The following is a 24,283-nucleotide window of genomic DNA, read 5'->3' as shown; positions in this document are numbered from 1 at the left end:
GTGATGAACAGGATTACCCATTACTTCAAGAGCCTGCTGCTGCTCGAACTGCTGGCCGGTCTCTGGCTGACGCTGAAGTACAGCTTCAAGCCGAAGTACACGATGATGTACCCGATGGAGAAGTTCCCGCAGTCGCCGCGCTTCCGTGGCCTGCACGCCCTGCGCCGTTACCCCAACGGTGAAGAGCGCTGCATCGCCTGCAAGCTGTGCGAAGCGGTGTGCCCGGCACTGGCCATCACCATCGACTCGGCCAAGCGCGAGGACGGCACCCGCCGTACCACCCGCTACGACATCGATCTGTTCAAGTGCATCTTCTGCGGCTTCTGCGAAGAAAGCTGCCCGGTGGACTCGATCGTCGAAACCCACATCCTCGAGTACCACTTCGAGAACCGTGGCGAAAACATCGTTACCAAGCCGCAGCTGCTGGCCCTTGGCGATCGTCTCGAAAACGAGATCGCCGAGCGTCGTGCCGCCGATGCCGCTTACCGCTGAGGTCGAGAGATGGATTGGGTAAATTTCGCTTTCTGGGTGTTCGCCATCGCGGCAACGGTTTCGGCCGGTGCGGTGATCAGCGTGCGCAACCCGGTTCACGCCGTGCTCTGCCTGGTGCTGACCTTCTTCTCCATCGCCTGCGTGTGGCTGCTGGTCGGTGCCGAGTTCCTCGGTGTCGCCCTGGTGCTGGTCTACGTCGGCGCGGTGATGGTGCTGTTCCTGTTCGTGGTGATGATGCTCGACATCGATCCCACGAACCTGCGTGAGGGCTGGGTGCGCTACCTTCCGGTCGGCCTGATCGTGGCCGTGGCGATGCTGGTGCAGATGCTGATCCTGATCGGGGTGAAGGGCAGGGCGGTCAACGCCTTCCCGGCGGACAACGCTGCGGCCCTGGCCGCGGACACGTCCAACATCACCTGGCTGGCACGCAGCCTGTTCACCGAGTTCCTGCTGCCGTTCGAGTTCGCCGCCGTGATCCTGACCGTGGCCGTGGTTGCCGCCGTCATGCTGACCCTGCGTCGCCGTACCGGCGTGAAGAGCCAGAACCCGGGTGACCAGACCATGGTCAAGGCCTCGCAGCGTCTGCGCGTGGTCAAGATGGACGCCGAACAGCCGCTGGTCCACACCAACACCAAGCCGGTCGCGGGCGACGAGGAGACCCAGGCATGATCACTCTCGGCCACATCCTGGCGCTGGGCGCGGTGCTGTTCTGCATCAGCCTTGCCGGCATCTTCCTCAACCGCAAGAACATCATCGTCCTGCTGATGTCCATCGAGTTGATGCTGCTGTCGGTGAACATCAACTTTGTCGGGTTCTCGCGCCAGCTCGGCGATCCGTCCGGCCAGCTGTTCGTGTTCTTCATCCTGACCGTCGCCGCAGCCGAGGCCGCCATCGGCCTGGCGATCCTGGTGACCCTGTTCCGTACACGCCGCACAATCAATGTCGGCGAAGTCGATTCGCTGAAGGGCTGATCCACAGATGGAAATCACTCTCTCCAAGAGTCTGTTGATCGCAGTGGTGCTTGCACCGCTGTTCGGCAGCATCATCGCCGGCCTGTTCGGTCGCCAGGTCAAGCGCTTCGGCGCCCAGACCGTCACCATCCTCGGCGTGGCCATCAGCTGCGCCCTGTCGATGTACACGCTGTACCAGCTGGTCTGGGGCGGTGCACAGCCGTTCAACCAGAACCTGTACACCTTCTTCGAAGTCGGCCAGTACTCGGCCCATGTCGGCTTCATGGTCGACAAGCTGACCGCGATGATGATGGTGGTGGTGACCTTCGTGTCGCTGCTGGTCCACATCTACACCATCGGCTACATGGAAGAAGACCCGGGCTACCAGCGCTTCTTCAGCTACATCTCGCTGTTCACCTTCTCGATGCTCACCCTGGTGATGAGCAACAACTTCCTGCAGCTGTTCTTCGGCTGGGAAGCGGTGGGCCTGGTGTCGTACCTGCTGATCGGCTTCTGGTTCAAGCGCCCGACCGCGATCTTCGCCAACATGAAGGCGTTCCTGGTCAACCGCGTCGGTGACTTCGGCTTCCTGCTGGGCATCGCCGGCGTGCTGTGGGTGTTCGGCACCCTGGACTACTCGCAGGTCTTCTCGCAGGCAGGCGCCCTGGCCAGCCCCGAAGCCAAGATGCAGATCTGGGACGGCACCGTGTTCGGCATGCAGCTGCTGAGCGACCCGGTGGTCTGGTCGATCGCGACCGTCATCTGCATCTGCCTGTTCATCGGCGCCATGGGCAAGTCGGCCCAGGTCCCGCTGCACGTGTGGCTGCCGGATTCGATGGAAGGCCCGACCCCGATCTCGGCACTGATCCACGCCGCGACGATGGTGACCGCAGGCATCTTCATGGTCACCCGCATGTCGCCGCTGTTCGAGCTGTCGCAGACCGCGCTGAACTTCATCCTCTTCATCGGTGCCACCACCGCGTTCTTCACCGGCCTGATCGGCATCGTGCAGAACGACATCAAGCGCGTGGTTGCGTACTCGACGCTGTCCCAGCTCGGCTACATGACCGTGGCGCTGGGCGTCTCGGCCTACTCGGCCGCCGTGTTCCACCTGATGACCCACGCCTTCTTCAAGGCGCTGCTGTTCCTGGGTGCCGGCTCGGTCATCATCGCGATGCACCACGAGCAGGACATGCGCAAGATGGGCGGCCTGCGCAAGTACATGCCGATCACCTTCATCACCATGTGGATCGGTACCCTGGCCCTGGTCGGTACGCCGTTCTTCTCCGGCTTCTATTCCAAGGACACCATCATCGAGGCGGCCGAGATCCACGCCCACATGCAGAACACCTGGGTGGCCACCTACGGCTACTGGGCAGTGCTGGGTGGCGTGCTGGTGACCAGCTTCTACAGCTTCCGCCTGCTGTTCCTGACCTTCCATGGTCCGGAGCGCTTCCGTGACGCGCACCACGATGACCACGGCCATGACGACCATCATGCCGCCGATGCCCATCACGCCGATGCGCACCACGGCGATGCACATGACGACCACGGCCATGGCCATGGTCCGCATGAGCCGCACGAAACCCCGTGGGTGGTGACCCTGCCGCTGATCCTGCTGGCCATCCCCTCGATCGCCATCGGTTTCTTCAGCATCGGTCCGATGCTGCACGGCACCGACTGGGCCGGCCACCACGCCCACGAGGCGATCAAGGGCCAGGCGACCACGTTCTTCACCGGCATCGTCGATTTCTACGATCCGGCCAAGAACACCGTGGCCTTCCTCGGCGAGGAGTTCCATGGCCCGGTGGCGTTCGCGCTGCACGGCATGATGCTGCCGCCGTTCTTCCTGACCGTCGCAGGCTTCCTGCTGGCCGCGCTGTTCTACCTGTGGAAGCCGGACCTGTCGGGCAAGGCCCGCAGGACCTTTGCTCCGCTGGTCTCGGTGCTGGAAAACAAGTACGGCTTCGACAAGCTGTGGATCGACGGTTTTGCCGGTGGCAGCGTCAAGCTCGGCAAGGTCGCTCGCTGGATCGACAGCAACATCGTCGACGGCGTGGTCAATCTCTCGGCACGTGTTGTGGACGTCGCAGCCGGCGTGCTGCGTCGTACCCAATCCGGTTTCCTCTATCACTACGCCTTCGCGATGATCATCGGCCTGATTGCCCTCCTGGGCGTGCTGATGCATTACCTGCGTTGATGACCTGTACGGAATAAGAAGACGTGTCGAACTGGCCCCTACTCAGTGTCCTCATCTGGCTGCCGATCCTCGGCGGTGCCCTGATCCTTGCGATCCGTGATGCGCAGACCGCCCGCTGGGCGTCGATCGGCGTGGCGCTGCTGACCTTCGTTGCGAGTCTCTCGCTGCTCGGCGGCTACAACCCGGCTGCCGATGGCATGCAGTTCGTCGAGACCCATGCGTGGATCCCGGCGTACAAGATCGGCTACAACCTGGGCGTGGATGGCATCGCCATCGCGCTGATCCTGCTGACCACCCTGGTCGGCGTGCTGGCCCTGCTGGGTGCCTGGAGCGCGATCGACAAGCGCGTGAACCAGTACGTGGCGGCCTTCCTGATCCTGGAAGGCGTCACCGTCGGCATCTTCTCGGCCACGGACGCGATGCTGTTCTACGTGTTCTTCGAGGCGATGCTGATCCCGATGTTCCTCATCATCGGTGTCTGGGGCGGCCCGCGCCGCATCTACGCCGCGATGAAGTTCTTCCTGTACACCTTCCTCGGCTCGGTGCTGATGCTGGTGGCGCTGATCTACCTGTACATGAAGGGTGGCAGCTTCCAGCTGGCCGACCTGTACGCGCTGCCGCTGAGCGCCAAGGAACAGACCTGGATCTTCTTCGCCTTCCTGATCGCCTTCGCGGTCAAGGTGCCGATGTTCCCGGTGCACACCTGGCTGCCGGACGCCCACGTGGAAGCGCCGACCGCCGGTTCGGTGATCCTGGCCGCCATCGCCCTGAAGATCGGTGGCTACGGCTTCCTGCGCTTCAACCTGCCGATCGTTCCGGATGCGTCCAACGAGTGGGCCTGGCTGGTGATCGCGCTGTCGCTGATCGCGGTGATCTACGTCGGTCTGGTCGCCCTGGTGCAGGACGACATGAAGAAGCTGATCGCCTATTCGTCGATCGCGCACATGGGCTTCGTCACCCTGGGCACCTTCATCGCCCTGTGGCTGGTGCGTGAAGCCGGCAACGCCGATGCCGCCCGCCTGGGCCTGCAGGGCGCCATGGTGCAGATGATCTCGCACGGCTTCGTGTCCGGTGCGATGTTCTCCTGCGTCGGCGTGCTGTACGACCGCATGCACAGCCGCCGCATCGCCGATTACGGCGGCGTGGTCAACGTGATGCCGTGGTTCGCCACCTTCGCCATGCTGTTCTTCATGGCCAATGCCGGCCTGCCGGGCACCAGTGGTTTTGCCGGTGAGTTCATGGTCATCCTGGCTGCGTTCCAGCGCAATCCGTGGATCGCCCTGGGCGCCGCCACCACCCTGATCATCGGTGCGGCCTACACCCTGTGGCTGTACAAGCGCATCTTCTTCGGCGAAGTGGCCAACAGCCACGTAGCCGAACTGAAGGACATCAACGGCCGCGAATGGGCGCTGCTGAGCGTGTTCGCCATCGGCGTGCTGGCGCTGGGCATCTACCCCAAGCCGCTGACCGACCTGATGGAGCCCTCGATCGCGAAGCTGGCGATGCAGATCGCATCCAGCAAGCTGCTGTAATTCCAGGATTTGATGATGACCACCTCGCCGCTGCTGCCATTGACCGCCGCTGACCTGCCACCGCTCGCTCCCGAGCTGGTGCTGATCGGCAGCGCCTTCGCCCTGATGATCCTCGATCTGTTCGTCAGCAACCGGAACAAGATCGTCACCCACCTGTTCTCGGTCGCTGCACTGGCCGTGGTGCTGTTCATGCTCGCCACCGGCGTGGGCGGGCAGGGTGAGGTCTTCCACGGCATGTTCGTGCGCGATACCGCCGCGGACGTGATGAAGACCGGGATCGTGCTGCTCAGCGGCCTGACCCTGGTCTACGGCTGGCGCTACCTGCGCGACCGCAACCTGTTCCAGGGCGAGATCCCGGTGCTGATCCTGTTCGGCACCGCCGGCATGATGATCCTGGTCTCGGCCGGCAGCCTGCTGATGGTCTACCTGGGCCTGGAACTGCTGGCCCTGTGCTCCTACGCACTGGTCGCCAGCAACCGCGACAGCGGCCTGGCCTCGGAAGCGGCGATGAAGTACATCGTGCTCGGTTCGCTGGCGTCGGGCCTGCTGCTGTACGGCATGTCGCTGATCTACGGCGCCACCGGCAGCCTGCACCTGGATGCCATCCAGGCCGCCATCCCGCATTCGGATGAGCGCGTGCTGCTGATCACCGGTGCGGTCTTCATGATCGCCGGCGTGGCCTTCAAGCTGGGTGCCGCTCCGTTCCACATGTGGCTGCCCGACGTCTACCAGGGTGCCCCGGCGCCGATCGCGCTGTTCATCAGCTCGGCACCGAAGCTGGCCGCCTTCGGCATGGCCTACCGCCTGCTGGAAATGGGCGTGGGCCCGCTGTCGACCGAACTGCAGCTGCTGATCGCCGGCTTGGCCGCCGTGTCGCTGGTCATCGGCAACCTGATGGCGATCGCGCAGAGCAACCTCAAGCGCATGCTGGCGTTCTCCACCGTGTCGCACATCGGCTTCCTGCTGATGGGCATCGCCGGTGGCGGCGCGCAGGGCTATGCCGCCGCGCTGTTCTACGCACTGGCCTACGCCATCATGTCCACCGCCGCCTTCGGTGCGATCATCGCCCTGTCGCGCGCCGGCTTTGAAGCCGAGAACATCGAGGACTTCAAGGGCCTGAACGCCCGCAACCCGTGGATGGCCGGCCTGGTGCTGTGCATCATGGCGTCGCTGGCCGGCATCCCGCCGTTCCTGGGCTTCTGGACCAAGCTGGCCGTGCTCGGCGCTGCCGTCAACGGCGGCCTGCTGTGGCTGGCCATCCTCGGCGTGCTGTGCGCCGTGGTCGGCTGCTTCTACTACCTGCGCGTCATCAAGGTCATGTACTTCGATGAGCCGGTGGGCGAGGCCATGCCGCGCAACAACGACCGCGTGCTGGGCGTGGTGCTGGGCGTGAATGCCCTGGCGCTGCTGGCCCTGGGCCTGGCCTGGAACCCGATCATGGTCTGGTGCCAGCAGGCATTTGCGCATCTTGCATAAAAGTTGACACAAAGCTGCGCGTTTCGTGTAATATGCGCAGCCTGAGTTGTCACTGCAGCGGTTCAGCCAGAACATCGTTGCGGTAGCCCTCCTCGAAAGAGCAGGGCAGCAGTTCAAACACTTCCGGTGCGGGGTGGAGCAGTCTGGCAGCTCGTCGGGCTCATAACCCGAAGGTCGCAGGTTCAAATCCTGCCCCCGCTACCAACTTCAGATCGGCGCCAACCGGTTTGATGAATGAGGAAAAGCTTGCATGTTTTGAAGCCATCCCTCATAATTCCGCTTCTGATGCGGGGTGGAGCAGTCTGGCAGCTCGTCGGGCTCATAACCCGAAGGTCGCAGGTTCAAATCCTGCCCCCGCTACCAAGTAAAGAGATCGCCTTCGAAGTCCTGCTTCGAAGGCGTTTTTCTTTGGGGTTCCGCCTGTTTGTAGAGTCGAGCCATGCTCGACTGCCGGTGCAGCAAGCCGGTCCAAGCCTTGCACCAGCGAGGTGCAGCCGCTATCATCAGCGGCCTAGGCAGTACCCCTGAAGGCGGCCTCCCCCACGGGAGACCCGGTCCGGAAGGAGGGCTCGCAACACGCTTACGCAGCGCGTTGCAACCGGAATCCAGTCACCGGAGTCTTTCCGGAAAAAGGGGCCCAGCGGGCCCTTTGTCGTTTCCGGGGCGTCATGTTTTCCCCGCCGGCCGTGGCCGGCACCCAACCAAGAGATCAAGGCAGGCTGTGAGCGACAAGGCAACCGACATCGCGAATCTGCTCGGCCCGACCGTTGTGTCGCTGGGCCTGGAGCTGCTGGGCGTTGAGTATCTGCCGGCCCCCGGCGGTGCGACCCTGCGCCTTTACATCGACGTGCCGCTGGCTGAACAGCCCGAGCGCATCATCAACGTGGACGACTGCGAGCGCGTGAGCCGCGAAGTGTCCGCGCAGATGGACGTCGAAGACCCGATCAGCGGCAACTACACGCTGGAAGTGTCTTCGCCGGGCGTCGACCGTCCGCTGTTCAACCTGGAGCAGTTCGGCCGTCACCTGGGCGAAATGGCCAAGGTCACGCTGAAGCTGCCGCAGGACAACCGTCGTCGCCTGCAGGGCCGCATCGAAGCGACCGACGAGGCTGCGGACACCATCACCTTCATCGTCGACAAGACCGAAGTGGTCGTGTCGGCCGACAACATCGACAAGGCCCGGATCATGCCGGACTGGGTTGCCCTGGGCCTGGCCCCGAGCAAGCCGACCGGCCCGGCGCCGAAGCGTCCGAAGCCGGACAAGAATTCTTCTTCCAACGAGCCGGCGGCAAAGAAGCCGCGCGCGGAGTGAGCCAATGAGCAAGGAACTGTTGCTGGTAGTGGACGCGGTCGCCAACGAGAAGGGCGTGCCGCGTGAAGTGATCTTCGATGCGATCGAGGCCGCCCTGGCGTCCGCAGCGAAGAAGCGCTATGCCGACGAGGAAGTGCTGACCCGCGTGGTCATCGACCACAAGGATGGCAGCTACGAAACCTACCGCCGCTGGGAAGTGGTGGCCGATGACGTGGTCATGGAATCGCCGGACCGCCAGATCCGCCTGATGGACGCCGTCGACGAAGCCGAAGGCGTGGACGTCGGCGACTACATCGAAGAACAGATCGAAAACCCCGATTTCGGCCGCATCGCCGCCCAGGCTGCCAAGCAGGTCATCGTGCAGCGCGTGCGCGAAGCCGAGCGCCAGCAGGTCGTCGATGCGTGGAAGGATCGCGTCGGTGAGCTGATCACCGGTGTGGTCAAGCGTGCCGAGCGCGGCAACATCTACGTGGACCTGGGCGGCAACGCCGAAGGTTTCATCCCGAAGGACAAGGGCATCCCGCGCGACGTGCTGCGCGCTGGTGACCGCGTGCGCGGCTACCTGGCCGAAGTGCGTTCGGAACCGCGTGGCCCGCAGCTGTTCATCAGCCGCGCCGCCCCGGAATTCATGATCGAGCTGTTCAAGCTCGAAGTGCCGGAAGTCGGCCAGGGCCTGGTGGAAATCAAGGCCTGTGCCCGCGACCCGGGCGACCGCGCCAAGATCGCCGTGCTGGCCCACGATACCCGTACCGATCCGATCGGTGCCTGCATCGGCATGCGCGGTTCGCGCGTGCAGGCCGTGTCCAACGAGCTCAATGGCGAGCGCGTGGACATCGTGCTGTGGAACGACAGCCCTGCCAACTTCGTCATCAACGCGATGGCGCCGGCCGAAGTGCAGTCGATCATCGTCGATGAAGACAAGCACTCGATGGATCTGGCCGTGGCCGAAGACCGCCTGGCCCAGGCCATCGGCAAGGGCGGCCAGAACGTGCGCCTGGCCAGCCGCCTGACCGGTTGGCAGCTGAACGTGATGACCCAGGACCAGGTCACCGCCAAGTCGGAAGCCGAGCAGTCGTCGGCCCGCCAGCTGTTCATGGACAAGCTGGAAGTCGACGAGGAAATCGCCGGCATCCTGGTCAGCGAAGGCTTCGGTACGGTTGAAGAAATTGCTTATGTCCCGGTCGGCGAACTGCTGGCCGTGGAAGGTTTCGACGAGGACATCGTCGAAGAGCTGCGCGCTCGTGCCCGCGATGCGCTGCTCAATGAGGCCCTGGCAGTCGAGGAAGGCCTTGAAGACGGCCAGCCGGCGCAGGACCTGCTGTCCCTTGAGGGCATGGACGAAGCCACCGCATACGCGTTGGCCGGCCACGGCGTGCGCACCAGCGAGGAGCTTTCCGACCTGGCCGCCGACGAGGTCATGGACTTCGGCATCGAAGGGCTGGACCAGGAGCGCGCCGCGGCGCTGATCCTGGCCGCGCGTGCCGAGGAGATCGCCCGACTGGAACGCGGCGAATGAGCCGGCAATGAACAGGGCCCTGAGCCGATCAGGGCGTAGAATCCGCGCCACCTCCAACTGCGGGGGGGCGCCCACAAGATCATAGGATCCGAATGTCGCAGCAAACCACCATCCGCAAGCTTGCCGAACTGGTCAACACGCCGGTCGAGAAACTGCTGGAACAGCTGGCCGGTGCCGGCATGAAGTTCAGCGGCCCCGACCAGGTCGTGACCAGCACCGAGAAGGTGAAGCTCCTGGGCTTCCTCCGTCGTTCGCACGGCAAGCCCGAGCAGGCCCCGGAAGAGACGGATCAGTCTGCAAAGAAGATCACGCTCAACCGCCGGAAACAGCAGGAAGTGACGGTCAATTCCGGTCGCAGCAAGACGACCGTGAATGTCGAGGTGCGCCAGAAGCGTACCTACGTCAAGGATGGTGCGCGTGCCATGACGCCGGACGAAGAGCGCGCCGATATCCTGCGCAAGCTGGAAGAGTCGCGCGCCCGCAACCTTGCCGAACAGCAGGCCCTGGCCGAGAAGGATCGTCTGCGCGACGAAGCCATCGTCCGTGCCCGTGAGGAAGAAGTTGCCGCCAAGGAACGTGCCGAGGCCGAGAAGAAGGCTGCCGAGGAAGCTGCAGCTGCCGCCAAGGCCGCCGAGGCCCTGGCTGCCACCAAGCCCAAGCGCGCTCCGATCGACGAAACCGCGCCGCGCCCGCCGCGTACCCCGGCTGCCGCTCCGGCCGCACCGCGTGGTGCACCGCCGGCACCGCCGCGCAACGACGACCGCAACAACCGCAGCGCGCCGCGCAGCGAGCGTGGCCCGGGCGATCGTTTCGCCGGCCAGATGCACCTGTCGGCTGCCGACCGCGCGCGTCGTGGCAACAGCAACAACAGCAACAACCGCGGTCGTCCGGGTGGTCGCAACCAGAGTGGCGGCCGTCGCGACATGTCGCGTGGTGGCAACAACGCTGGCCCGCACGCGTTCGAGCGTCCGACCGCACCGGTCGTGCGTGAAGTGGCGATCGGCGAAACCATCACCGTGGCCGACCTGGCGCAGAAGCTCGCGCTGAAGGGCGGCGAGGTGGTGAAGGCGCTGTTCAAGATGGGCGTGATGGCCACCATCACCCAGTCCATCGACCACGACACCGCCGCGCTGGTGACCGAAGAACTCGGCCACAAGGCGATCCGTGCCAATGACAACGACGCCGAAGACGCACTGCTGGCCTCGACCGGTGAAAACCAGGGCGAAGCCGTGCAGCGTCCGCCGGTGGTCACCATCATGGGCCACGTCGACCACGGCAAGACCTCGCTGCTGGATTACATCCGCCGCACCAAGGTTGCCCACGGCGAAGCCGGTGGCATCACCCAGCACATCGGTGCGTACCACGTTGATACGCCGAAGGGCGTCATCAGCTTCCTGGATACCCCGGGCCACGCCGCGTTCACCTCGATGCGTGCCCGCGGTGCCAAGCTGACCGACATCGTGGTGCTGGTGGTTGCCGCCGACGACGGCGTCATGCCGCAGACCAAGGAAGCGATCCAGCACGCCCGTTCGGCGGGTGTGCCGCTGATCGTGGCCATCAACAAGATCGACAAGTCCGGCGCCGACCCGATGCGGGTCAAGAACGAACTGCTCTCCGAGCAGGTCGTGGCCGAAGACTTCGGTGGTGACATCCAGATGGTGGAGATCTCGGCCAAGACCGGCCTGGGCATCGACGACCTGCTGGACGCCGTCTCGGTCCAGGCCGAACTGCTGGAACTGAAGGCCGTCGACGAAGGCCGCGCCGCAGGCGTGGTCATCGAATCCTCGCTGGACAAGGGCCGTGGCCCGGTCGCCACCGTGCTGGTGCAGCAGGGCCGCCTGAAGAAGGGCGACTACCTGGTGTGCGGCATCCAGTACGGCCGCGTGCGTGCGCTGTTCGACGAAACCGGCAAGCAGCCGGAGTTCGCCGGTCCGTCCATCCCGGTGCAGGTCCTGGGCCTGTCCGGCGTGCCGGAAGCCGGTGACGACTTCGTGGTCGTCGAGGACGAGCGACTGGCCAAGGACGTTGCCCAGCAGCGTGAGACCAAGCGCCGCGAATCGCGCCTGGTCGCCACCGCTGGCAGCCGCATGGAAGACATCATGGCGACCCTCGGCAAGGGCGAGGGCCAGCAGGTCCTCAACCTGGTCATCAAGGCCGACGTGCAGGGTTCGGTGCAGGCCCTGAGCCAGGCACTGGTCGCGCTGTCCAACGAAGACATCCGCATCAACGTGATCCACTCCGGCGTGGGCGGCATCACCGAGTCGGACGCCAATTCGGCCGCCGCTTCGAAGGCCACCGTCATCGGCTTCAACGTGCGTGCGGACGCTTCGGCCCGTCGCATCATCGAATCCAACGGCGTGGACCTGCGTTACTTCTCGATCATCTATGACGTGATCGACCAGGTGAAGCAGGTGGCATCCGGTCTGCTGGGCGTGGAGATCCGCGAAGAGATCATCGGTATCGCCGAGGTCCGCGACGTCTTCCGCAGCTCCAAGCTGGGTGCGGTTGCCGGCTCGATGGTCATCGAGGGCGTGGTCAAGCGCAACAAGCCGATCCGCGTGCTGCGCGACAGCGTGGTGATCTTCGAGGGCGAGCTGGAATCGCTGCGCCGCTTCAAGGAGAACGTCGAGGAAGTCCGCAACGGTACCGAATGCGGTATCGCGGTGAAGGCCTACAACGACGTCAAGCCGGGTGACCAGATCGAGTGCTTCGAGCGTATCGAAGTGCCGCGCACCCTGTAATGCTGCAAGGTGGCCCGACCAACGGTCGGGCCGCACCACGCACATGTAGCGCCCGACCGTTGGTCGGGCGACAATCGAATCAAAGGTAGCGCCCGACCGTTGGTCGGGCGACAACTGAACCAAGAGCATCTCGTGCCCAAGACTTTCCATCGAACCGACCGTGTCTCCGCCCAGCTGCGCCGTGAACTCGGCACCCTGGTGCACAACGCCGTGCGCGAGCACGGGTTGCCCTCGGTGAGCGTGTCCGACGTGGAAATCACCCGCGACATGGCCCATGCCAAGGTGTTCGTCACCGCGCTGATGCCGGAACGTTCGGCCGAAGCCGTGGCCGGCCTGAAGGAGCTGGGCTACCGCCTGCGCATGGACCTGGCCCGCGCGATGAAGCTGCGACATGTGCCGGAGCTGCATTTCCACTACGACGACTCGGTCGACCGTGGTGAGCACATCGACAACATCCTGCGCGACCTGCCCGATACGCTGGCCGCGGAGAAGCGTCGCGAGAGCGACGAAGAATAAGCTTGCGCCGGGTGATGCCCGGCGTTTTCCATTCTGCTCGTGCGAGGCCGGACGCTGGCCGCGCTTCGGCAGTCGAGCATGGCTCGACTCTACAAAATCCCGTCATGACCCGAATTCAGTTCCGTCGCCTGGATGGCATCCTGCTGCTCGACAAGTCGACCGGCATGAGCTCCAACGCCGCCCTGCAGGTGGCCCGCCGCCTGTTCCGTGCCGAGAAGGGTGGCCATACCGGCAGCCTCGACCCGCTGGCCACCGGCCTGCTGCCGCTGTGCTTCGGCGAGGCGACCAAGATCGCCGGCCTTCTGCTGGGCTCGGCCAAGGCCTATGACGCCGAGATCCAGCTCGGACAGACCACCGATACCGATGATTCCGAAGGCCAGGTGCTGCTGCAGCGCCCGGTCCCGGCGGTCAGCGCCGAGGCCCTGCAGGCCGCACTGGCGCCGCTGACCGGCAGCATCCTTCAGCGCGCCCCGATCTATTCGGCGCTGAAGCAGGGCGGTGAGCCACTGTATGTGAAGGCCCGCCGTGGTGACGTCATCGAGGCGCCCGAGCGCGAGGTGCAGGTGCATGCCATCGAGGTGGTCGAGCAGCAGGCCGAGCGCCTGCGGCTGCGGGTGACCTGCGGTTCGGGCACCTACATCCGCAGCCTGGCCCGCGACCTCGGCGAGGCGCTGGGCTGTGGCGCCCATATCAGCGCGCTGCGCCGACTGTGGGTCGAGCCGTTCCACGCTCCGGCCATGGTCACCCTGGACCAGCTGCGGGCGATGGTCGAGTCCGGCGACGAGGCCGGCATGGACGCGCTGCTGCTGCCGCTGGCCGCCGGCCTGGCCGAATACCCGCGGGTCGACCTCGACGCTGAACAGGCGCACCGCTTCTGTGTCGGCCAGCGCCAGCGCGATGCCTCCTGGCCGCGCGGCCTGGTGGCCGTGTACGGGCCGGACGATGCTGTCCAGGGCCTGGGGCAGGTCGACGACAGTGGCCTGCTGGCCCCGCAGCGCCGCTTCAACCTCTGACCGGGGCAGGGCGGTTCAGCCCCGGTCCTTGTTCCTGGAGCCCCTGACCGTTACAATTTCGCGGCCGTTTTCCGGCAACCTGCCTCGCGCAGGTTTCACCCTCGTAGTTCACGGCGAGCCTGGCGGTGCGCGAAGCGCGTTCCTGCCGGCCACGCATCACAGAGAAAAAAGAAAATGTCGATCGACACCCAGAAGGTCATTGAAGACAACAAGCGCAGCTCGGCTGACACCGGCTCCCCGGAAGTCCAGGTTGCCCTGCTGACCGCCCGCATCGAACTGCTGACCGGCCACTTCAAGACCCACAAGAAGGACCACCACAGCCGCCGCGGCCTGCTGCAGATGGTCAACCGCCGTCGCAGCCTGCTCGACTACCTGAAGAAGAAGGACGTCGAGCGTTACAAGGCCCTGATCGAAAAGCTTGGCCTGCGTCGCTAAGCAAAGAATCCCCCGCGGCGCAGCGATGCGCCGCGGTTTTGTTTTGTAGCACCGGAATACCGATTCAGACCGGAACGATCCGGTCACCCGCTGGCGGCAAGGGTCGCCGACGGTCCAAATTCGCAGACAGCATCCCCAAGGACACCCTCCGTGGCAAAAATCACCAAAACCTTCCAGTACGGCAAGCACACCGTCACGCTTGAAACCGGCGAAATCGCCCGTCAGGCCGGTGGCGCCGTCATCGTCAAGTTCGACGACACCGTGCTGCTGGTCTCCGCCGTTGCCGCCAAGAGCGCGCGCGAAGGCCAGGATTTCTTCCCCCTGACCTGTGACTATCAGGAGAAGTTCTACGCAGGTGGCCGTATCCCGGGTGGCTTCTTCAAGCGCGAGGGCCGCGCGACCGAGAAGGAAACCCTGATCTCGCGTCTGATCGACCGTCCGATCCGTCCGCTGTTCCCGGAAGACTACAAGAACGAAGTCCAGATCATCGCCACGGTGATGTCGCTGAACCCGGAAATCGACGGTGACATCCCGGCCCTGATCGGTGCCTCGGCTGCCCTGTCGCTGGCCGGTACCCCGTTCAAGGGTCCGATCGCCGCCGCCAAGGTCGGTTACAAGAACGGCGAATACATCCTCAACCCGACCGTGTCGGAGCTGAAGGAATCGGAGCTGGAACTGGTCGTTGCCGGTACCGCCAACGCCGTGCTGATGGTTGAATCCGAAGCCGCGCTGCTGTCCGAAGACGTGATGCTGGGCGCCGTGACCTTCGGTCACCGCGAAATGCAGAAGGTCATCAACGCGATCAACGAGCTGACCGTGGAAGCCGGCACCAAGCCGTCGACCTGGGTGGCCCCGGCCAAGAACGACGCGCTGATCAGCGCCCTGCAGGAAGCCATCGGCCCGCGCCTGGGCGAAGCCTTCCAGGTGCGCGACAAGCTGCAGCGCCGTGACGCCATCTCGGCGATCAAGAAGGACGTGGTCGAAAGCCTGGCTGGCCGCGTGGCCGCTGAAGGCTGGAACCCGGCCGAGCTGTCGAAGGAATTCGGCGAGCTGGAATACAGCACCATGCGCAACTCGGTGCTGGACACCAAGGTCCGCATCGACGGCCGTCAGCTGGACACCGTCCGCCCGATCGCCGTGCAGACCGGCATCCTGCCGCGTACCCACGGTTCCTCGCTGTTCACCCGCGGTGAAACGCAGGCCATCGTGACCATCACCCTGGGCACCGCCCGTGATGGCCAGGTCATCGATGCCGTCTCCGGTGAGTACAAGGAAAACTTCCTGTTCCACTACAACTTCCCCCCATACTCGGTGGGTGAGACCGGCCGCATGATGGGCCCGAAGCGCCGCGAAATCGGCCACGGTCGCCTCGCCAAGCGCGGCGTGCTGGCTGTGATGCCGTCGCTGGAATCCTTCCCGTACACCATCCGCGTCGTCTCGGAAATCACCGAGTCGAACGGTTCCTCGTCGATGGCCTCGGTCTGCGGTTCGTCGCTGGCCCTGATGGACGCCGGCGTGCCGGTGAAGGCACCGGTTGCCGGTATCGCCATGGGCCTGGTCAAGGAAGGCGATCGCTTCGTCGTCCTGTCCGACATCCTGGGTGACGAAGATCACCTGGGCGACATGGACTTCAAGGTTGCCGGTACCGCTGAGGGCATCTCCGCCCTGCAGATGGACATCAAGATCGAAGGCATCACCGAAGAGATCATGAAGCAGGCTCTGCAGCAGGCCAAGGCTGGCCGTCTGCACATCCTGGGCGAAATGGCCCACGGCCTGACCGCTCCGCGTGAAGAGCTGTCGGACTACGCGCCGCGCCTTCTGACCATCAAGATCCACCCGGACAAGATCCGCGAAGTGATCGGCAAGGGTGGCTCGACCATCCAGGCCATCACCAAGGAAACCGGCACCCAGATCGACATCCAGGATGACGGCACCATCGTCATCGCTTCGGTCAACGCCATCGCTGCCCAGGCCGCCAAGGCCCGCATCGAGCAGATCACCTCGGACGTCGAGCCGGGCCGCATCTACGAAGGCAAGGTCGCCAAGATCATGGACTTCGGTGCGTTCGTCACGATCCTGCCGGGCAAGGACGGTCTGGTCCACGTGTCGCAGATCTCCAGCGACCGCGTCGAGAAGGTCGGCGACGTGCTGAAGGAAGGCGATGTGGTCAAGGTCAAGGTCCTGGAAGTCGACAAGCAGGGCCGTATCCGCCTGTCGATGAAGGCCGTCGAAGAAGGCGAAGGCGCCAGCGCCGAGTAATCGACCTCCGGTCGATGACGGTAGGTGAGGACCGTTGGTCCTCACCCCTTCGAAAATGAAAAAGCGGGCTTCGGCCCGCTTTTTCTTTGCCTGCGATTCCGCGCCTTTCGTAGCGTCGAGCTTGCTCGACTGCTTGGTTGCAGCGCAGTCGAGCAAGCTCGACTCTACGGGCTCCCCGCCGTGTAGAGTCGATCACGCTCGACTCTACCAACCGGGAGTTTTCATGTTGCGCCAGACCATCGCCGGGCTTGCCCTGCTGACCGCCGCCGCCGTTCCTGCCGCCAGCCACGCGGCGCAGCCGCCGATCTACGGTGCCTACTATCCCGGCGGTTCGGCCGAGCGCTACCCGGTGTCGCACATTCCGGCCGATCGCCTCACCCACCTGTTCTACGCGTTCTCCACCCTCGAGGCGGGGCGCTGCACGGTGGGTGCCGAAGCGCCGAACAACTTCGCCGCGCTGGCCGAACTGAGGAAGGCGCACCCGCACCTGCGCACGCTGATCTCCATCGGCGGCTGGGGCGCAGGCGGCTTCTCCGATGCCGCGCTGACCGAGGCCAGCCGCAAGCGCCTGGTTGATTCCTGCATGGCGCTGTTCTTCGAGAAGTACGCAGGCAGCTTCGACGGCGTGGACATCGACTGGGAATTCCCGGTCAGTGGTGGCCCAAAGGAGCTCGCCCATCGCCCGCAGGACCGCGCAAACATGACCCGACTCGCTCAGGCCTTCCGCGTGGCGCTGGATGCGCGTGGCCGCAAGCGCGGCCAACCGATGCTGCTGACCGCCGCGCTCGCGGCCGGCCGCCTGCAGACCGATGGCCCCTATGACCCGGCCGCCAGCTACGACCTGCCGGCGCTGGCCAAGGTGTTCGATTTCATCAACCTGATGAGCTATGACATGGGCACCGGCTTCTCGGCGGTGTCGACCTTCAATGCGCCGCTGCATGAAGTGCCGGCCGACCCGCTGGCGCCGGAACTGCGGCGCTGGAACAACGTCGCCGGCGCCGTGCAGTACTACCGCGAACACGGGGTGCCGGCCGACAAGCTGGTGCTGGGCGTGCCTTTCTACGGGCGCGGGTTCAAGGTCACCGGTGACGCGCCCGATGGCCTGTACCAGGCCTACAGCGCACCGGCCGATGCCGGTGACTGGCGGGTGATCAAGTCGCGCTATCTGGACCAGCCGGGCTGGACGAAGCACTGGCAGCCACAGGCGCAGAGCCCGTGGCTGTACAACGCGGCCCAGAAGATCTTCATCAGCTACGAAGACCCGCGCTCGATCGGCCTGCGCGCGCAGTTCGCCCGCGAGCAGGGCCTGGCCGGCGTGTTCATGTGGGAACTGACCGGCGATGACGAGCAGGCCAGCCTGCTCAACGCCATGCTCGCACCGTGGCACAAGGTCCGCGTCGGCGATTGAGCCCGCCGCACGGGCGCAATGCCGCAACACCGGCCGCCCGACCGCGCACATCGACACCACGCCCGCAGCGCTAAGCTGCGGGCATGATCCTCATCGAACGCCTCGACCACCTGGTCCTTACCGTCGCCGACATCGACCGCAGCTGTGATTTCTACCAACGCGTGCTCGGCATGCAGGTCGTGGGCTTCGGCGCCGGCCGCACCGCGCTGCAGTTCGGCCGGCAGAAGATCAACCTGCACCCAGCCAGTGCGCCGCTGCAGCCGCATGCCGTGCGGCCAACCCCGGGCAGCGCCGATCTGTGCCTGGTCACGCGTGCGGCCACGGCCGATGTACTGGCCCACCTGCAGGCGCAGGGCGTCGCGGTGGAAGAGGGTCCGGTGCCGCGCACCGGTGCCTTGGGGCCGATCGAGTCGGTGTACTTCCGCGATCCGGACGGGAACCTGATCGAAGTCAGCCGTTACCCGCAGTAACGCGTTGGCGCCGGGCCATGCCCGGCGGTGTCCTCAATTGGCCCACACGCTGTTGGGGTCGCCATCACGGGCGCGGCGCTGGCTGGCCACTGCCAGCCGGGCGAAGCCGAAGGCCATCGCCAGGGCCACCACGTCGATCCAGAACAGCGGCCACAGCCCGCGCGCGGCGGCCAGCCACGGCCAGTCGCCGTTGAGCGAGCCATGCATCACGGGTACCAGCGCAGTGCTGATGGCCGCGGCCCACAGCAGCTCGCGCGCGGCCTGCGCCGGCCGACGCACGGCGGCCCACAGCGCACACGCGGCCCAGGTGCCGAAGCAGGCCCAGCGGATGCCGTGGTCCACCGCCGCCGGGGAGATGCATTCAAGCACCAGCGCGGTGACAAAGGCTACCGAGATCGCCACGCACAGGCCGATGCACACGCCCACCGTGGCCCGCGCCATGTTCACCCCCGCGCGCGGCTGCTGCGGCTGCCGGCGCTTGCGCCGTGATTCGATCCACAGCAGGTTGCCCGAGTAGAACAGGAAGGCACCGCCTAGCCCCAGCAGGAAGTACAGCCAGACCACCACGCCGTTGCCGAACTCGCCGAAGTGCAGGGCATAGGCGGCGCTGAGCGTGGCGTGGTTGGCATCGCGGTGGCCGGGCAGCTGGCTGGCCAGTACGCGGCCGCTGGCCACGTCCAGCGCCACCGAGCCCAGCGGCCCAAGCGTGCCGCTGGATTCGCCGATGATCTCGATGGTGGCGTTGGCATCGCCGCTGTTGGCCAGCTTCAGGTAGGCCGGTTCGAAATCGGTCACGCCCTGTGCGCGGGCCACCTCGAGCGCGCGCGCATGCAGCTCGCGCAGGCTGCCCGGCGCGGCTGGCACGCCCGAGGCTTCGCGCACCGGCGCGGTATCCATCGCCGCCGGCACCACCTGCATCGCCTTGCCTTCGAAGATGAGCGGGTTGAGCAGGGCGATCTGGATGAAGACCAAGCAGAGCAGGGCACCGGTCACCGCGAACATCAGGTGGAACGGCAGGCTGAGCACGCCGATCACGTTGTGCGCGTCCTGCCACATCTGCTTGAGGTTGCGGCCCGGGCGCAGCGCGAACAGGTCGCCCAGCAGCTTGGGCAGGTGGATGACCAGGCCGCTGAGCAAGGCCATGCCGTACAGCAGGCTGACGATGCCCATCACGTAGATGCCGGCGACCGGCAGGCCAAGGCTGTAGTGCAGTTCGTTGACCAGCTCGGCCAGGCCCGCCTGCGGTGGCGTGGCGCTGCCGCCGGTGTTGCCGGGCCAGGCATAGCGCCAGCCGCCGTCGGCGCCCTGCCAGTAGGCCAGCGGCTGCGGGTGCTCGGCACCGGGGAAGGTCATGCCGACATGGCGGCGTGCTTCCGGGTGCTTGGCCAGCACGTCGTCCAGCAGGTACTGCGCGTCGTCCAGCCCGGCCGGCAGCACGCTGGCCGCGCCCGGCGTCTGCCACACCGGCAGATCGTGGTGGAACAGGGTGAGGGCGCCGGCATAGAACGCCACGAACAGGCCGAAGCCGGCCACCAGGCCGACCCAGGTGTGCAGGGTGGTGAAGGTACGCAGGGTCTGCGAACTGAATTTCATGCGCTCGTTCTCATTGCACCGCGCCGCTCAGGCGCAGCAGCCACAACACGGCGAAGCCGGCGGCGGCGCAGCCGGCAGGCACCAGCCAGGCGCGCGCCACGGTGCGGAAACTGAAGGCCCACAGCGCCGCCAGCATCCACAGCGGGACGAAGGCGATCAGGGCCGGCACCACCGCGCTCGGCCACGGCCCCGGCGGCAGCCAGGTCAGCAGGCCGGTGGCAGCGGCGGCAAGGAAAAACCCGACGAAGAGGCCCGACAGGGCGCGCATCCACATCAGCGCGGCTCCCGTGCGCTGCCATCCACCGCCGGGCGGTGCCAGGCCGCCAGCGCCGGCAGCAGCAGGGCCACCAACATCCAGGTGCACACCATCGCCACCAGACCGGCGGCGACGCCCAGTTCGGCCATCCACAGCCACAGCGAGGCGACCGTGGCGACCAGGCCGATCTGCCGTCCCAAGCGGCCGGCACGGCGCACGCGCGGCCAGCGGCAGTGCGGCGAGGCGGCGTAAAACGCGAGCGCGGAGAACATCGCCGACAGCACGGCCAGGCTGCAGAAGCCCAGCGACGGCAGGCCCACGGTGATCATTGCCGGGCACCTGGCGGTACAAGTGTCTGGATGGGGGCCACGTGCGCAGGGGCTGCGCAGGCCGGAAGGTACGCGGGGCGCATGGCGGAGGGGTCCTGGAGGAATCGGTCAAGCTGCCAACGGAGATGGCTGCGCGCACATGGTAATCATTGCGATTTCCCGCTGCCAGCGATCCCGGTTCAGGGGTGGCCGGAGCTGCACCTTGGGCTTTCCTGCGCGCTGGTTTAAGATCGTCGCAGAACCCTGACTGGAACAAGGTGGCCCGCGCCCAGCGCCGGCCGAGCGTGCGACATGAGCACTACCACCGCCCACCGCTGACCTGCCCCCGAAGGCCCTGTTCCGCAGGCGCCCTCGCGGCGCTTTTTTATTGCCCGGGCACCGCCCGGACCGCTTTCCAGCCCGCCCGAGCGGGCCCCGCACGAAGCCATTGCGATGATCAATATCACCCTTCCCGACGGCAGCCGCCGCGAATTCGAAAATCCCGTCAGCGTCATGGACGTCGCCCAGTCGATCGGCGCCGGCCTGGCCAAGGCCACCATCGCCGGCGCCGTTGATGGCGTGCTGGTCGATGCCAGCGACGTCATCGACCACGATGCCAGCCTGCGCATCATCACCGCCAAGGACGAGGAGGGCGTGGAAATCATCCGCCACTCCTGCGCCCACCTGGTCGGCCACGCCGTCAAGCAGCTGTACCCGGACGTGAAGATGGTGATCGGCCCGGTCATCGCCGAGGGCTTCTACTACGACATCTATTCCGAGCGCCCTTTCACGCCGGAAGACATGGCCGCCATCGAGAAGCGCATGGGCGAGCTGATCGCCCAGGATTACGACGTCATCAAGAAGGTGACGCCGCGCGCTGAAGTGGTCGAGATCTTCAAGGCCCGTGGCGAGGACTACAAGCTGCGCCTGATCGAGGACATGTCCGACGATATCCAGGCGATGGGCATGTATTACCACCAGGAATATGTGGACATGTGCCGCGGCCCGCACGTGCCGAACACGCGCTTCCTGAAGGCCTTCAAGCTGACCCGCATTTCCGGTGCCTACTGGCGTGGCGATGCGCAGAACGAACAGCTGCAGCGCATCTACGGCACCGCCTGGGCCGACAAGAAGCAGCTTGAGGCGTACATCAAGCGCATCGAAGAAGCCGAAATGCGCGACCACCGCCGCATCGGCAAGCAGCAGGACCTGTTCCACCTGCAGGAAGAGGCCCCGGGTCTGGTGTTCTGGCACCCCAAGGGCTGGGCGCTGTGGCAGGTGGTCGAGCAGTACATGCGCAAGGTCTACCGCAGCAGCGGCTACGGCGAAGTGCGCTGCCCGCAGATCCTCGACGTGAGCCTGTGGAAGAAGTCCGGCCACTGGGACAACTACCAGGACAACATGTTCTTCACCGAATCGGAGAAGCGCACCTACGCGGTCAAGCCGATGAACTGCCCGGGCCATGTCCAGGTGTTCAACCAGGGCCTGCACAGCTACCGCGACCTGCCGATCCGCTACGGTGAGTTCGGTTCCTGCCACCGCAACGAGCCGTCCGGCGCGCTGCACGGCATCCTGCGCGTGCGTGGTTTCACCCAGGACGACGGCCATGTGTTCTGCACCGAGAACCAGATCGAATCGGAAGTGACCGCGTTCCACCAGCAGGCGCTGGCGGTCTATCAGCACTTCGGTTTCGACGAGATCCAGATCAAGATCGCCCTGCGCCCGGAATCGCGCCTGGGTGACGACGCCACCTGGGACAAGGCCGAAGGTGCGCTGCGCTCGGCGCTGACCGCCTGTGGCGTGGAATGGCAGGAGCTGCCGGGCGAGGGTGCCTTCTACGGCCCGAAGATCGAGTACCACCTGAAGGACGCGATCGGCCGTACCTGGCAGCTGGGCACCATGCAGGTCGACTTCATGATGCCGGGCCGCCTGGGCGCCGAGTACGTGGACGAAAACAGCCAGAAGAAGCACCCGGTCATGCTGCACCGTGCCATCGTCGGCTCGATGGAGCGTTTCCTGGGCATCCTGATCGAGCACCACGCCGGCCAGTTCCCGGCCTGGCTGGCGCCGACCCAGGTGGTGGTGGCCAACATCACCGATGCCCAGGCTGAATACGTCGCGGGCGTGACCAAAACCCTTGCGGAGCAAGGCTTCCGCGTCAGCTCCGATTTGCGTAACGAGAAGATCGGTTATAAAATCCGCGAGCATACGTTGCAGCGCGTGCCTTATCTGCTGGTCATCGGTGACCGCGAGAAGGAAAATGGAGCTGTGGCGGTGCGTACGCGTTCTGGCGAAGACCTTGGCAGCATGAGCCTGCAGGCCTTCATCGAGCGGCTCCACGCCGAGGGCGCGTAAGCAAAGGTCCGGTCCGGGTGAATAAACGCCCGGACCGGTTCGATACCCTTGGGAGAACGTAATATCAGCACACCTGACAACAAACAGAACCGCAAGAATCAGGAAATCCGTGTGCCGCGCGTCCGCGTGATCGGCAGTGACGGAGAAATGATCGGCGTGTTGTCGCGCGACGAAGCGCTGTCCATGGCCGAAGATGAAGGCCTGGACCTGGTTGAAATCCAGCCGCAGGCCGATCCGCCGGTCTGCAAGATCATGGATTTCGGCAAGTTCAAGTTCGAAGCGCAGAAGAAGGCCAGCGAGGCCAAGAAGAAGACCAAGCAGGTCGAGATCAAGGAAGTGAAGTTCCGTCCGGTCACGGACGAGGGCGACTACCAGATCAAGCTGCGCAAGATGCGCGGTTTCCTTGAGGAAGGCGACAAGATCAAGGTCAACATCCGCTTCCGTGGCCGTGAAATGAGCCACCAGGAACTGGGTCGCGAGATGGCCAACCGGATCGAGACCGATCTGGGCGAGGACATCGTCATCGAATCCCGTCCACGCCTGGAAGGGCGTCAGATGGTCATGATGATCGCGCCGAAGAAGAAGACCTGAGGCCTGCGGGGCTGCCTTTCGGGGCGCTTGGCTGAATGGTTCAGGGTGAAGGGGCGCCATTGGCGTCCCTTTGCTTTTGCTGCAGGAAGTTTGAGGGTTGCAGGGGCTGGTGGCAGGGCGGTTTTGCCTGTATCATGCCCGGCTCGACCCACCCAGGACGGGTCGTACGCCGATCATGGCAGGACGGAAAGAGTGGCCCAGGCCACCGCCAGATCAGTCAGAAACCAGGGTCACCCCCATCAAGGACATTGCAATGCCCAAGATCAAGACCAACCGGGCAGCGGCCAAGCGTTTCCGCAAGACCGCCTCGGGCAAGTACAAGTGCGGCCACGCCAACCGTAGCCACATCCTCACGAAGAAAGCGACCAAGCGTAAGCGTAATCTGCGTCAGACGGGCCATGTCCGTGCAGAAGACGCAGGCCGTCTGGACCGCATGCTCCCTTACCTCTGAGGAACTGAAAAATGGCACGAGTTAAGCGTGGCGTACAGGCGCGTCGCCGCCACAAGAAAATCCTTGATCTGGCGAAGGGCTACTACAACGCTCGTCGCAAGGTCTTCCGCGTCGCCAAGCAGGCGGTCATCAAGGCACAGCAGTACGCCTACATCGGCCGTAAGCAGAAGAAGCGCAACTTCCGTTCGCTGTGGATCACCCGTATCAATGCGGCTGCCCGCATCAACGGCCTGAGCTACAGCCGCTTCATGAACGGCCTGCTGAAGGCCGGCATCACCCTCGACCGTAAGGTCCTGGCTGATATCGCCGTGCACGACGCAGCTGGTTTTGCTGCACTGGCCGAAAAGGCCAAGGGCGCACTGGCGGCATAAGTCCTTCCCGATGCCGTTGCCGTTCAACGGGAACGGTG

General features: G+C 65.1%; 22 protein-coding genes and 2 tRNA genes. 21 read left to right on the top strand and 3 right to left on the bottom strand.

From position 1 onward, the window contains the following. Nucleotides 1-3: 3 nt before the first annotated feature. The 17 genes from nuoI to DCO49_RS05890 all read left to right on the top strand — a co-directional run bounded on the left by nuoI (nt 4) and on the right by DCO49_RS05890 (nt 18,320). Nucleotides 4-492: an NADH-quinone oxidoreductase subunit NuoI gene (gene nuoI / locus DCO49_RS05970; protein WP_005410456.1), complete on the top strand. Its 489-nt coding sequence runs from the start codon at nt 4-6 to the stop codon at nt 490-492. A 9-nt stretch (nt 493-501) separates the two neighbouring features. Continuing rightward, nucleotides 502-1,161: an NADH-quinone oxidoreductase subunit J gene (locus DCO49_RS05965; RefSeq protein WP_116863226.1), complete on the top strand. Its 660-nt coding sequence runs from the start codon at nt 502-504 to the stop codon at nt 1,159-1,161. Further along, entirely contained in the window at nt 1,158-1,463 is a 306-nt protein-coding gene (nuoK, locus tag DCO49_RS05960) for an NADH-quinone oxidoreductase subunit NuoK (RefSeq protein ID WP_053519917.1), read from the top strand. Before DCO49_RS05965 ends, nuoK begins: the two co-directional genes overlap by 4 nt. A 7-nt stretch (nt 1,464-1,470) precedes the next feature. Further along, entirely contained in the window at nt 1,471-3,642 is a 2,172-nt protein-coding gene (nuoL, locus tag DCO49_RS05955) for an NADH-quinone oxidoreductase subunit L (RefSeq protein WP_116863225.1), read from the top strand. A gap of 23 nt (nt 3,643-3,665) precedes the next feature. Beyond that, nucleotides 3,666-5,174: an NADH-quinone oxidoreductase subunit M gene (locus DCO49_RS05950; RefSeq protein WP_108769450.1), complete on the top strand. Its 1,509-nt coding sequence runs from the start codon at nt 3,666-3,668 to the stop codon at nt 5,172-5,174. 15 nt (nt 5,175-5,189) lie between these two features. Beyond that, nucleotides 5,190-6,650, top strand: a complete 1,461-nt coding sequence (gene nuoN / locus DCO49_RS05945) for an NADH-quinone oxidoreductase subunit NuoN (protein ID WP_079222602.1) — start codon at nt 5,190-5,192, stop codon at nt 6,648-6,650. Between the two features lie 127 nt (nt 6,651-6,777). Then, nucleotides 6,778-6,854 (top strand) — tRNA-Met (locus DCO49_RS05940). Nucleotides 6,855-6,936: 82 nt separating this feature from the next. After that, a tRNA-Met gene (locus DCO49_RS05935) sits at nt 6,937-7,013 on the top strand. Nucleotides 7,014-7,371: 358 nt separating this feature from the next. Continuing rightward, entirely contained in the window at nt 7,372-7,962 is a 591-nt protein-coding gene (gene rimP / locus DCO49_RS05930; RefSeq protein WP_108769449.1) for a ribosome maturation factor RimP, read from the top strand. A gap of 4 nt (nt 7,963-7,966) precedes the next feature. Beyond that, nucleotides 7,967-9,478: a transcription termination factor NusA gene (nusA, locus tag DCO49_RS05925; protein WP_108769448.1), complete on the top strand. Its 1,512-nt coding sequence runs from the start codon at nt 7,967-7,969 to the stop codon at nt 9,476-9,478. Nucleotides 9,479-9,570: 92 nt separating this feature from the next. Beyond that, nucleotides 9,571-12,219 carry a translation initiation factor IF-2 gene (gene infB, locus DCO49_RS05920; protein ID WP_108769447.1) on the top strand — a complete coding sequence of 883 codons (2,649 nt, stop codon included), beginning with the start codon at nt 9,571-9,573 and terminating at the stop codon, nt 12,217-12,219. Nucleotides 12,220-12,351: 132 nt separating this feature from the next. Continuing rightward, nucleotides 12,352-12,735, top strand: coding sequence for a 30S ribosome-binding factor RbfA (gene rbfA / locus DCO49_RS05915; RefSeq protein ID WP_005410447.1), 384 nt, complete (start codon nt 12,352-12,354; stop codon nt 12,733-12,735). Between the two features lie 104 nt (nt 12,736-12,839). Beyond that, nucleotides 12,840-13,748, top strand: coding sequence for a tRNA pseudouridine(55) synthase TruB (gene truB, locus DCO49_RS05910; protein WP_116863224.1), 909 nt, complete (start codon nt 12,840-12,842; stop codon nt 13,746-13,748). Nucleotides 13,749-13,922: 174 nt separating this feature from the next. Further along, nucleotides 13,923-14,183 carry a 30S ribosomal protein S15 gene (gene rpsO / locus DCO49_RS05905; RefSeq protein ID WP_005410445.1) on the top strand — a complete coding sequence of 87 codons (261 nt, stop codon included), beginning with the start codon at nt 13,923-13,925 and terminating at the stop codon, nt 14,181-14,183. Nucleotides 14,184-14,333: 150 nt separating this feature from the next. Further along, entirely contained in the window at nt 14,334-16,442 is a 2,109-nt protein-coding gene (pnp, locus tag DCO49_RS05900) for a polyribonucleotide nucleotidyltransferase (protein ID WP_116863223.1), read from the top strand. 223 nt (nt 16,443-16,665) lie between these two features. Then, nucleotides 16,666-17,850, top strand: a complete 1,185-nt coding sequence (locus tag DCO49_RS05895; RefSeq protein WP_116863222.1) for a glycoside hydrolase family 18 protein — start codon at nt 16,666-16,668, stop codon at nt 17,848-17,850. 86 nt (nt 17,851-17,936) lie between these two features. Beyond that, on the top strand, nt 17,937-18,320 hold the full coding sequence (locus DCO49_RS05890; RefSeq protein WP_207776465.1) for a VOC family protein: 384 nt from the start codon (nt 17,937-17,939) through the stop codon (nt 18,318-18,320). A 33-nt stretch (nt 18,321-18,353) separates the two neighbouring features. Here DCO49_RS05890 and DCO49_RS05885 read toward each other — a convergent pair whose 3' ends face one another. From DCO49_RS05885 to DCO49_RS05875, 3 genes are read right to left on the bottom strand one after another with little or no spacing between them, the layout of a single operon-like run. Further along, nucleotides 18,354-19,913: a PepSY-associated TM helix domain-containing protein gene (locus DCO49_RS05885; RefSeq protein ID WP_116863220.1), complete on the bottom strand. Its 1,560-nt coding sequence runs from the start codon at nt 19,911-19,913 to the stop codon at nt 18,354-18,356. Between the two features lie 10 nt (nt 19,914-19,923). Next, nucleotides 19,924-20,187 carry a hypothetical protein gene (locus tag DCO49_RS05880; protein ID WP_116863219.1) on the bottom strand — a complete coding sequence of 88 codons (264 nt, stop codon included), beginning with the start codon at nt 20,185-20,187 and terminating at the stop codon, nt 19,924-19,926. Next, the gene (locus DCO49_RS05875) at nt 20,187-20,498 is read right to left on the bottom strand and encodes a hypothetical protein (protein ID WP_116863218.1); all 312 of its coding nucleotides are present in this window, start codon (nt 20,496-20,498) and stop codon (nt 20,187-20,189) included. The genes DCO49_RS05880 and DCO49_RS05875 overlap by 1 nt, the downstream gene beginning before the upstream one ends. Before the next feature lie 432 nt (nt 20,499-20,930). On the opposite strand from DCO49_RS05875, the gene thrS reads away from it, so the two are divergent. The 4 genes from thrS (at nt 20,931) to rplT (ending at nt 24,245) form a co-directional block, all read left to right on the top strand. Continuing rightward, complete coding sequence (gene thrS, locus DCO49_RS05870) at nt 20,931-22,832, top strand: threonine--tRNA ligase (RefSeq protein ID WP_116863217.1); 1,902 nt, start codon at nt 20,931-20,933, stop codon at nt 22,830-22,832. Nucleotides 22,833-22,895: 63 nt separating this feature from the next. Then, nucleotides 22,896-23,423, top strand: coding sequence for a translation initiation factor IF-3 (gene infC / locus DCO49_RS05865; RefSeq protein ID WP_075076340.1), 528 nt, complete (start codon nt 22,896-22,898; stop codon nt 23,421-23,423). A gap of 253 nt (nt 23,424-23,676) precedes the next feature. After that, nucleotides 23,677-23,874, top strand: coding sequence for a 50S ribosomal protein L35 (gene rpmI / locus DCO49_RS05860; RefSeq protein ID WP_005410436.1), 198 nt, complete (start codon nt 23,677-23,679; stop codon nt 23,872-23,874). An 11-nt stretch (nt 23,875-23,885) separates the two neighbouring features. Then, the gene (rplT, locus tag DCO49_RS05855; protein ID WP_005410435.1) at nt 23,886-24,245 is read left to right on the top strand and encodes a 50S ribosomal protein L20; all 360 of its coding nucleotides are present in this window, start codon (nt 23,886-23,888) and stop codon (nt 24,243-24,245) included. Nucleotides 24,246-24,283: the final 38 nt, after the last annotated feature.

Origin of the sequence: Stenotrophomonas sp. SPM, assembly GCF_003105135.1 — a bacterium.
Taxonomy (GTDB): Bacteria; Pseudomonadota; Gammaproteobacteria; order Xanthomonadales; family Xanthomonadaceae; genus Stenotrophomonas.
This window is presented reverse-complemented; position numbering and strand designations above follow the sequence as displayed.